Annotated in this window: 9 protein-coding genes; all 9 read right to left on the reverse strand. The window is 41.8% G+C overall.

The window, feature by feature from the left end:
- Positions 1–161: 161 nt before the first annotated feature.
- The 9 genes from ilvN (QZ019_RS07480) to QZ019_RS07520 all read right to left on the reverse strand — a co-directional run bounded on the left by ilvN (QZ019_RS07480) (position 162) and on the right by QZ019_RS07520 (position 10,984).
- Positions 162–659, reverse strand: coding sequence for an acetolactate synthase small subunit (gene ilvN, locus QZ019_RS07480; protein ID WP_295483790.1), 498 nt, complete (start codon positions 657–659; stop codon positions 162–164).
- Between the two features lies 1 nt (position 660).
- Positions 661–2,385 (reverse strand): biosynthetic-type acetolactate synthase large subunit, encoded by a 1,725-nt coding sequence (ilvB, locus tag QZ019_RS07485; protein ID WP_295483792.1) that lies wholly within the window; start codon positions 2,383–2,385, stop codon positions 661–663.
- Positions 2,386–2,522: 137 nt separating this feature from the next.
- Positions 2,523–3,566 carry a suppressor of fused domain protein gene (locus QZ019_RS07490; RefSeq protein WP_295483794.1) on the reverse strand — a complete coding sequence of 348 codons (1,044 nt, stop codon included), beginning with the start codon at positions 3,564–3,566 and terminating at the stop codon, positions 2,523–2,525.
- A gap of 57 nt (positions 3,567–3,623) precedes the next feature.
- Positions 3,624–4,127 (reverse strand): acetolactate synthase small subunit, encoded by a 504-nt coding sequence (gene ilvN, locus QZ019_RS07495; protein ID WP_295483797.1) that lies wholly within the window; start codon positions 4,125–4,127, stop codon positions 3,624–3,626.
- Position 4,128: 1 nt separating this feature from the next.
- A complete protein-coding gene (ilvB, locus tag QZ019_RS07500; RefSeq protein WP_249082839.1) occupies positions 4,129–5,841 on the reverse strand; it encodes a biosynthetic-type acetolactate synthase large subunit in 1,713 nt (570 codons plus the stop codon).
- Positions 5,842–5,850: 9 nt separating this feature from the next.
- Positions 5,851–6,372 (reverse strand): isoprenylcysteine carboxylmethyltransferase family protein, encoded by a 522-nt coding sequence (locus QZ019_RS07505; RefSeq protein ID WP_294567403.1) that lies wholly within the window; start codon positions 6,370–6,372, stop codon positions 5,851–5,853.
- Positions 6,372–9,461, reverse strand: a complete 3,090-nt coding sequence (locus QZ019_RS07510; protein WP_294567400.1) for an FAD-binding and (Fe-S)-binding domain-containing protein — start codon at positions 9,459–9,461, stop codon at positions 6,372–6,374. Before QZ019_RS07510 ends, QZ019_RS07505 begins: the two co-directional genes overlap by 1 nt.
- 132 nt (positions 9,462–9,593) lie before the next feature.
- Complete coding sequence (locus QZ019_RS07515; protein WP_307761632.1) at positions 9,594–10,466, reverse strand: IS3 family transposase; 873 nt, start codon at positions 10,464–10,466, stop codon at positions 9,594–9,596.
- Positions 10,397–10,984, reverse strand: coding sequence for a hypothetical protein (locus QZ019_RS07520; RefSeq protein ID WP_295483800.1), 588 nt, complete (start codon positions 10,982–10,984; stop codon positions 10,397–10,399). The genes QZ019_RS07515 and QZ019_RS07520 overlap by 70 nt, the downstream gene beginning before the upstream one ends.
- Positions 10,985–11,069: the final 85 nt, after the last annotated feature.

The following is an 11,069-nucleotide window of genomic DNA, read 5'->3' on the forward strand; positions in this document are numbered from 1 at the left end:
GCTTGCTTAAAATTGGTCTTGATGAACAAACCATCAAAAAAGGATTAAATTGCACGGATGAGCAAATTAAAGAGGCAAAATCTATATCTTAGTTAAAATCCAAAAACAAAACGGAGACCTGCGATCTCCGTTTCAAAATCATATCTGAGTTAACACTTTTATCATGAGTGCATGAAGTGATTACCTTTTGCGATACCGAGAACGCCGGAACGAACGGTCTCTAAAATTTCCGAGCATTTACCAACGGTTGCAATAAAGTTATCCACCTCTTCAGCAGAACCTACAAACTGAACCGTATAAACTTCAGCAGTAACATCAATGATCTTGGCAGAGAAAATCTCACACAAAGAACGAACTTCATCACGAGTATTGCGATTTGGAGTAGGAAGCTTCATTAAAACAAGCTCACGTTCAAGACTTACATCCTCCTCGTAATCATTGACGCGCAATACATCAACAAGCTTATACAGCTGCTTAGTGATTTGTTCCGCTTCTTCTTCATCGCCTAAAGTCAAAATGGTACAGCGAGATAATGTCGGATCTTCAGTCGGGGCTACGGTTAAACTGTCAATATTATAACCACGCTGAGAAAACAGACCTACGACGCGAGACAGAGCACCGGCTTCGTTTTCGATGAGAATTGAAATTACGTGTCTCATATTACTTAGCGTCCTCCTCGCTTAAGATCATATCAACCATAGATCCGCCGACTTTCTGCATCGGGAAGACCTTTGAATCAGTATCGGTAATAACATCAACAATTACCAGATCATCCTTTAACGACAATGCCTCTTTAACAACATCATCAAGTTTATTCGGATCGCTTACCTTAAACGCTTTATGACCAAAGGCATCAGCAAGTTTCACAAAATCAGGATTAAAGGTTAAATCAGTCTGGGAATAACGCTGATGATAGAAAAGTGACTGCCACTGACGAACCATACCTAAAGTATGATTATCCAAAATGAAAATCTTAACCGGCAGATGATACTGCTTACAGGTTGAAAGTTCCTGCATATTCATTTGGAATGAACCGTCACCCGTAAAGCATATAACCTGAGCATCAGGATGAGCGACTTTCACGCCGGCAGCTGCCGGGAAGCCAAATCCCATGGTACCCAAACCGCCTGAAGTGATAAAAGTACGCGGCTCATCAAACTTAAAGAACTGCGCAGCAAACATCTGATGTTGACCAACATCAGTAGTGATGAAAGTCTTCACCCCGCTGTCGCGCGTTGCTTTATAAACAGCCTCAATAACCTGCTGCGGCTTAATTACGCTGTCACTTACTTTATACTTTAAGCAATTACGGGCACGCCATTCGTAAATTTCTTTCCACCACTCCTCAACTTCAGGATTGGCGTTAAGATTAAGCTCTTCCAAAGCTGCGTTTAACTGACCTAAAACCGCTTTTGAATCGCCGACAATAGGTAAATCGGCATGTACGCATTTTGAAATTGACGCAGGATCAACATCAATATGAACAAGCTTTGCGTTAGGACAGAACTTCTTAACATTGTTGGTTACGCGATCATCAAAACGTACGGCTACGGCAATAACTAAATCAGAGTTATGCATGGCTTCATTGGCTTCATACAAACCGTGCATACCGACCATGCCGAGGCAATGCGGATCGTTTTCAGGGAATCCGCTTATACCCATCAAGGTTTGAGTAACAGGCAGGTTCATACGTAAAACGAGTTTACGCAGCTCTTCGCTGGCATTTCCCTGCACTACGCCGCCGCCGAAAATAAGTACCGGTTTTTTAGCTTTGGCTATAAGCTGAGCGGCACGCTTAACCTGTCCTTTATGTCCGAAGACCGTAGGATTATATGAACGAAGCTTAATCTCAGTCATCGGTGGATATTCGACTTTTACTTTCGGATCCTGACAATTTTTAGGAATATCTACGACCACGGGTCCCTTACGCCCGGTTGATGCAATATAAAAGGCTTTTCTGATATTAATCGGAACATCCTCAGGCTTCTTGCAAAGGAAGCTATGCTTTACTACAGGACGGGTAATACCTACGGTATCTACTTCCTGGAAAGCATCCGATCCGATTAAAGCGGTATTAACCTGACCGGTTATGACAACCAGAGGAATGGAATCACCGTATGCCGTTGCAATTGCAGTAACAGTATTGGTAGCACCAGGTCCTGATGTGACCATTGCACAGCCTACCTTTCCGGTTGAGCGGGCGTATCCGTCAGCCATATGTACAGCACCTTGCTCATGGCGAGCCAGTACATGACGGATCTTCTCAGAATTCATCAACTCATCATAAATATCAATAACCGTTGCGCCGGGATAACCGAACATCTGCTCTACGCCCAAATCTTCCAAGGTCTTAACGACCATTTGAGCTCCGTTTAACATGACCATGAGAGCACCTTGCTGTTTTCTATTTAAAATCTAGTTCTAAGTTTTACTTTTCTTCTTTTATGAAAAGGACAACTCTTAATGATAATGCAAAAAAGCCTTAGTGAATCTATCCTATTTCGCAAAATTTGCTAAATGCACTAAACCTTTTTAACGGTAAGGCTTTCACAAACATCAGGGCGGCCTTCAAACAATGGAGTTAAAGCCACATGACGAAGCTTAAACAAATTGAGTAAATCCTGCGCACTATGATTTAATCTGTAAGCTACTTCCATCGGCATCAAAGGAACCATTTGAAACAAATTTACCTGCAAACCTTGTGCGTCTTGATAACTCTGCGCTTCTTTAGGATAGTTGCCAAGAGCCGTAAGCATTGCTCCCTGAAATTTAGTATGAGAGCTAAAAGGCTTAGAGTTATCAAAGCTAAAACCGAAACCGACAAAAGCTTTTTGAGTTAAAACATAATTACAAAGCGAACTTAAGACTTTAAGCGGCCAGGATAAACGCTCCTCACTTAAGTTCATTTCCCATTTTTTAGGCAGAATGACGCATAGTTCCGTCTTTGAATTGTCTCTTGCGGAAAATCCCTGAGGAACCGGCATGGATAGAGCGCTCACGCCTAAACTTACAATCATTTTGTAATCATGCAGTTCACTTGCTTCAATTTCGTAAAACTCAACTCCGTCAGCATTAAACAGTAATTTTGATTTACCAAAATGCTTATTTATATGTGTAAAAAAAGCCTGCCTGTCTTCATCGCTTAATTTTTTAAGCTTCATTTTTTCTTCAAGTTTTTTACAAACCGAAAGAAGGTTATTAATAGTAAGCAATGAAATCGATGAATTAATGTCAACAAAGCGAGCAGCTCGCTCTAAACGAATAATCGCGTCTTCAACCAGATTTAATTTGTAAAGCACATAAGCCTTACGATAAAGCCATATCGGATCATCTTTACCTGACAGCGCACAATTATCAAGTAAAGCGTTTGCCTTTACATAAAAAGGAAAGCCCTCGTCTACGCTATTACCTTTATTTATAAAAGCGCGGCTTAACTCCAAAGCATAAGCATAATCATTTTCCGATTCATCATAGGCTTTGCCTAATAAAGAGATTAATGCGTCATAATCATCAGAATCATTTAAACTTTTTGCTTTTTCTAATATTTCTTCTTTAGTCATGGTCATTTAAACTAAAAGCGGCAACCGTAAGCTGCCGCTTTATAACATATAAAAAATTAAAAACTAACTGCGCAAAGCATGCTCACCGCGACTTATTCCGCAAACTCCGGAGCGAACCGTTTCTATAACATCGGTAAGCTCGGTAACGGCATTTAAGAAGCGATCAAGTTCACTGCTGGTATTGACATATTGAAGCGTCATGATTTCAGGGGTTAGATCAACAACTTCTGCCTTAAATACGTCGCAAAGAAACTTAATTTCCTCGCGCACTCCGCGGCCTATTGCCTGAACCTTAACAAATAAAATCTCACGCTCGACAACGCCTGATTCGCACTCATCAAGACATGTTACCTTAATTACGTTAATAAGGCGGTGCAGCTGTTTTGTAATATGCTCAATATGTACGGCATCACCGTAGGTAACGATATTAAGACGAGTAATATCTTTATCTTCGGTAGGCGCGGCAGTAATAGTCTCAATGTTATAACCGCGCTGGGAGAAAAGTCCCACGATACGGGATAATGCACCGGTCTGATTCTCAAGCAGAATAGATACGATATGACGCATATTAATTCTCCTCCGCTAAAAACATATCCGCCATACCGCCCTTAGGCTGCTGCATCGGCATTACCTTGGCATCGGTATTGCATAAAACATCCACAATCACGAGCTTATCTTTCATTGACAAAGCTTTTTTGACAGCGGCATCAAGCTCTTCAGGCTTTTCAACCAAAATAGCCTCATGACCGTATGCTTTTGCCAAAGCGACAAAATCAGGATTGTAATTTAAATTAGTGGAACTGATACGTCCGCCGTAGAAGAGTTTCTGCCACTGACGAACCATACCCAAAGTATGATTGTCCAAAATGAAAATCTTAACCGGAATATTGAACTCAAAGCATGTGGACAGTTCTTGAATATTCATCTGGAAAGAACCGTCACCGGTTATAAGGCAAACTTCTTCATCTGGCTTGGCTACCTTTGCGCCCACGGCTGCCGGGAAACCGTATCCCATAGTGCCAAGACCGCCTGAGGTTAAGAACTGACGGGGATTGTCAAAAGGATAATATAAAGCGGTAAACATCTGATGCTGACCTACGTCAGTTGCGATAATGGCTTTACCGTTAGTAGCCTTATATACGGCTTCAATAACTTCCTGAGGCTGGCACAAATCCTTATTCTTCTTATAAGCAAGACATTTCTTTTGACGCCAGACCTCAATCTGAGCCCACCATTTTTCCAAATCCTCGGTATTACAGCTAAGCTGCAGCTCGCTTATGGCTTCATTGAACTGACCTAAAACGGAATCTGCCTCACCGACAATAGGAATATCCGCAATGATAGTCTTGGAAATTGAAGTCGGGTCAACATCGATATGAATAATCTTTGCTGCAGGGCAGAACTTGCTTACATCATTGGTCACGCGATCATCAAATCTTACACCGATTGCAAGAACCAAATCGCACTTGTCCATCGCCTCATTGGCCTCAAAAGTTCCGTGCATACCGAGCATGCCCAAAAATTGGCGATCGGTGCTCGGAAATGCGCCAAGTCCCATTAAGGTCGCAGTAACCGGCAAATTGAATCTATGAGCTAAATCTCTTACGCGAGAAGAGGCGTTTCCTAAAATAACGCCGCCGCCTACCATCATGACAGGACGTCTTGCCTCAGCAAGCATTTTAGCCGCGCGCTTTACCTGACCGCGATGACCGAGTTTGGTCGGATTATAGGTACGCATTTTGATTTCGCCCATCGGCGGATATTCAAATTTATCGGTAGGACGAACACAATCTTTAGGAACATCAACAACTACAGGACCCGGGCGCCCCGTTGATGCCAGATAAAACGCCTCACGCAAATACTTAGGAATATCTAAAGCGTTTTGACATAAGAATGAATGCTTGACGATAGGACGGGTAATACCTACGGTATCAACTTCCTGGAAAGCGTCCGATCCGATAAGAGGAGAAATAACCTGACCGGTTATAACTACCATAGGAATTGAATCCATATACGCGGTAGCAATTGCGGTAACGGTATTGGTAGCGCCGGGACCTGAAGTAACCAAAGCACAGCCTACCTTACCTGAAACTCGAGCATAACCGTCAGCCATGTGGGCAGCGCCCTGTTCATGTCTTGCCAGAATATGCTTAATCTTTTTTGAAGCAAGCAGCGCATCGTAAATATCAAGAACGGCACCGCCAGGATACCCGAAAAGGCGGTCTACTCCTAAATCTTCTAATGTGCGCACCAGCATTTGTGCGCCGGACATCAATTCCATGCCGAACTCCTATTTGTACTTGTTATGAATCTTTGGCAAAAAACGCCCTACTTTTCGGGCATATGCAGTGTATTCGTCTTTAAAATCTCGCTTTAAACGCGGTTCATCACAGTATAACGCAGTTATGTAAGCAAAAATAAAGGTTAAAAACGCAATGAGCATCGCACTTACTGAATTTAACACAAACGCCATGCCGCAATAAAATAAAATGAGCCCCAAATGCATAGGATTGCGACAAAAAGCATAAACTCCGGTAGTGACCAGATGTTCCGTCTCCTTCATGAGCTTAATTCTGCCTATTACTCCGGCTCCGCCCTTCCCTATTTTTATAAGCGCAAGGTTTGATAAAAAACAAAAAGCCGCGCCTATAAGCATAAAAAGGATACCAAAAGCGCTTAAAAGCTTAATAAACGCTAAACTGTCGGCAATCGTATACGGAAAATACTGCGCTAAAAAATAAATAAAAACAGGAGCAATTCCGAAAAAACCGATCACCGCCAGCGTATAAAAGAATATTTCTCTATAACCCACTAAAATTTAGCCTCACTTAATAATCTTTCAAGCACGTACACCGGATGCTGAGCATGTTTATGCTCCATACGCAAAACTTGCGAACGGCAAGAAAAACCGGTTATAAGACAACGCTCAAAAACACGCTTTTGAATTTCTCCCTTCCAATTGCGTTCATAAACTGCATAAGTCTCTTGCTGATTTGCCGCCATATGCCCGAACAATCCGGCCATACCGCAGCACGCCACCGGCACCGGGATCAAAGTTAACCCGAATTTTAAGAGAATATGCTGCCACATCTGTACGGCTCGAGGAACTAAAGCATTTTCAGTGCAATGACAGAATAAGTACCACTCACCTTTATAGGTAGGTGTTCTTAATAAATCGGAAATTCTGCCCTTAAACTCTTCAAGTTTGTTTACGACCTTTTCATTTCTTAAGGCAATTTCCAACCATTCTTCCGGCAATAGCACGTTGAAATCACAATGGAAAGCCCCCAGCATCTGACGATATTCATCGCGATAACAAATAGTTAAGGCAGGATCAAAACCTACGAGCGTAATTCCGGAACTTTGCAGGATCTGCATGCGGGCTGCCTGTTTTGCGGCATAACGGGCAAAACGTCTTCTATCGCCGCGGATCACCATGAGCTTGCCGTTAACGTATGGACGCAATACAGCGACGCTATAACCTAATTTTCTTATTAATTTAGCAAATGAAACGAGACCGTTTGTCTCATACGCTGCCGTAAAAGGATCGGCAACCAACACGACATCAGGCTTTGCAAGTTTTGCGTTTTTAACCGACAAATACGGAATTCCGTTTTGTCTGCAGGCATCACGTAATGTCGTTTGGCTTAAAAGCGGTAAATCTACCATGCCGAAAACTTTTTTCATAATAAAAACATTAAGCTTGTTTTCAATTATCGAATTCGTAAGCTTCGGCATTGCAGCAGCATACGGCAAAATCTTTTCTGCGTTTAAAACGATAAGATCCATCAAAGGACGCAGATAACGCCCGTAATACATGGATAAAAAACGTGAATTTAAATCCGCGGCATTAACATGTGCAGGACACTGCGTTTTACAAGACTTACAGGCAAGACAAGTCTTTATATGGCTTAAATATTCTTTATTAAAATCTTTTCTGCAAAAAAGCGTGTTGTAAGCGCGCTTTAACCATAAAAGCGGAGATATGCCGCGAGTATACTCTTCTATTTCCTCCGTCAAAGGATTGAAATTCTGCTCAGTCATAAGCCTGAGCCATTCACGCATCAACGCACTGTAGCCTTTAGGCGATTTGACATGATCTTTACTATATCGATAGCTTGGGCACATCAAAGCGCTCTTTTGATAGCTAAAGCACTGTCCGTTACCGTTGCAGTTAAGAGCGCCTTCAAAGCGTTCGCGCACGAGCTTTGGAATGGTTCTATCCAAATCACCTCGCATCGGGCTGTCGATATTTACTAATTGATCTTTACTGCCGTAAGGTACGCAAATCTTACCCGGATTTAAGATATTTTTCGGATCAAATGCGGCTTTTACTTCCTGAGCTTTGGAATATAAATCCTTAAAGAAAACTTCTCCATAGCAAGAACGGTAGCCTCTACCGTGTTCTCCCCACATCTGTCCGCCATATTTCTTAACAAGCTTGACCACCTCATCAGAAATCTTAAGCAGCTTGCGGCGATCCTCATCCGTAGTTAAATCGAGTCCCGGACGAACATGCATAAGACCGGTATCAACATGTCCGAACATGCCGTAAGGAACCTTCATGCTATCAAGTAAAGCCCTGAATTCAACTATATAATCGGCAAGATGCTCAGGAGGAACTACCGTATCTTCGGTAAAAGCGACAAGTTTAGCGCTTCCTGCCGCCGATCCTAAAAGACCTACGGCTTTTTTGCGCATACCGTAAACCGCGGCAATTCCTTCTTTAGTCTCGGTTACCTGCGCACCTAAAATTCCGCCTTGGGCATTCTGGGCTTTTTGTAAAACACCGGTATATAACCTTGTAAGTTTCTCTTTCTCTTCTTTTGCATCAAGCCCTGAAAACTCGACAATGTTAACGCCTAAAATCTCTTTTCCCGGAATATCCTGAATATAATCACTGACGCTTACCCATACCGGATCTTTTTTGGCAAGATTTAAGACTTTTGAATCAACCGTTTCAACGGATAAAGCTCCGGCTGCAACCAGATCAGGGGCATGGCGTAAAGCTGCATCAAAGTTTTCATATTTAATAATGACAAGTCCGCGATAAGTAGGAGCTAAGGTCAAATCCAAAACTGCTTCGGCAATCACGCCTAAAGTTCCCTCAGCTCCGCAAATTAAACGGGCTAAATTTAAAGTATCAGTACTTTCATCGTAAGCATGATACAAATCATAGCCTGTCAAAAAGCGGTTTAATTTAGGGAATTTCTCTTTTACTTCTTTAGTGCATCCTTTAAGCAAAGCATAAACTTTGCGATAAATTTCTCCCTCAAGACCTGACTTTTTAAGGCAAGCCTGCAATTCATTGCCAGATACCGGACCGAAAGTCGCAACCGATCCGTCATATAAAACAACAGTAACTTTTTTAATATGCGAAGAGGTTCTGCCGTATTTTAACGAGCCTTGTCCTGCCGCATCATTGCTTATCATGCCGCCAATAGTTGCGCGACTTGAAGTTGACAGCTCAGGAGAGAAGAATAAACCATGTGGTTTTAAAAATTCATTTAACTCATCTTTAATAACGCCTGCCTGTACCGTCACTTCCCGCTTTTCCGCATTAAAATCGCGATATTCTTTCATATGACGGGAACAGTCAATCATGATCCCTTTATTTAAAGATTGACCGTTAGTTCCGGTACCGCCTCCGCGCGGAGCAAAAGAAACCGATGAAAATTCCTTACTTTGAGCAAGAGACAAAGCAAGAGCTATATCTGCTGTATTTCTCGGGAAAATTACGGCTGCAGGTAAACATTGATACACACTATTATCAGTGGCACACAATAATCTTGCAGGATAACGATCTTCTATATCACCTGAAAAAGATTTACTTTTTAAAGTACTTAAATATTTTTTATATTCGGCACTAATTTGAGGTAATTGAGAAATACGAGGTATCACTTGGAGCTCCGCTTATTTTTGTAATTAAACTCACATCATAAGCAGGATTACTATTTAGATCAAATTGCTTTGTTTTAGTGCAAGAAAGCCCGCATAATGAACTCTACCCCGTAGAGTAGACCGGATTTAAGGTTAATGCTTTTGGGTTATTTTACGTCGATATTCATTTGGCGTTAAATAACCCAATTTCTTTTGGATACGTTCCTCATTGTAGTACTTCACATAATCGAAGACCATCTGTGAAACCTCCTCAAAGGACAAATTCCATCGTCCCTTACCCAATTGAGGATAAAACCATTCGCACTTCATTGTGCCGTTAAAACTTTCTATAACAGCATTATCAAGACAATTGCCTTTTCCGGATAGACTTTGGACAAATCCCATTTTATTCAATTCGCAAGAAAACATCGGATGTGTATAAAGACACCCTTGATCTGTATGAAATAATGCTCCCGGCTGTAGTTTATTCTTCAGTTGCTTAAGCGTTTGCATCCCCCAACCCAAATTTTGAGTTCGTCCGGTTACACAAGCTACTATCTTCGACGTGCCAAGGTCTTTCACCAAAGATGCATAACACCATTGTCCATCTGCTGTAGATAAATAAGTTACATCGCTAACAAGCTTTTGTCCCGGTTTATCCGCGTGAATTTCTTTGTCTAACAGATTTCCCGGCAGCTCTTGGCGCCGAGCCTGCTTAACCTCGCAGAAGTAATTGCGTTTCTTGCGAATTACTGCATTGAGCTTATAAAGTTTCATAATTCGCGCAACACGTTTGTGATTAACATGCAGACCTTGTCGTCGAAGTTCTCCGGTCATGCGATCGATTCCGTAACAACCTTTGTGTTTGCTTTGGATCGTTCGCAACTTTTCAGCTAAATTTCGATCGTTTGCATCCTTCTTTGAAGGCTTTAACGACTTGTAAACCGAACTTCGGTTTACTTGCAAGATAACGCATGCTCTACGGAGGCTAATCTTTCCTTGAGCTGCTTTCTTTGCTGCCTGAATTCTTTTTTTTTGATCGCATCCGGATGGCTCTCTTCAAGAACTTCCAACAGGGCCATGTTAACGATTAAAAGCTCCTTCATTTCCTGAAGCTCCTTCTTATTTAATGGCTCTTTATGCTCTTCTATGGATTGCAATTCTTTTTTAATCTTTTGTTTTTGCTCTTGGAGGCACTGCATAGAATTTCGTCCTTGGGGCAGTTGTACTACTCCATAGTTTACGAAATTTCGTTTTGCTGTTAACAATTTTGCAGTAGAAATTCCGTATTTAACAGCAATGAGCTTACAGCCTTGTTCGGTATTGAGATACTCATCGACAGCTCTTTGCAGTACGTTAATGTCTGTTTTGCGATATTGCGACGTGACCCAAGAGGTATCACCGGAACGAAATAATAAGTACCAATTAGTCACGGTACCCGGATTTAAGCCAAGTATTGAACTTGTGGCTCTATCTCCAAAACTTTGTTGAAAGAGTTCCAGTGCTTTTTGTTTAATCTCTTTTGAAATACGTTTTCCACCCATAAAAATACCCCGTCGGTTAATTGTCTACCAACCTAAAAGTTGCGGATCTAGATAAGTAACTCTAAAAATCCTCTCTAAACGGCTT

The organism is uncultured Succinatimonas sp., assembly GCF_905203285.1.
In the GTDB taxonomy this organism is placed as follows: Bacteria; Pseudomonadota; Gammaproteobacteria; order Enterobacterales; family Succinivibrionaceae; genus Succinatimonas.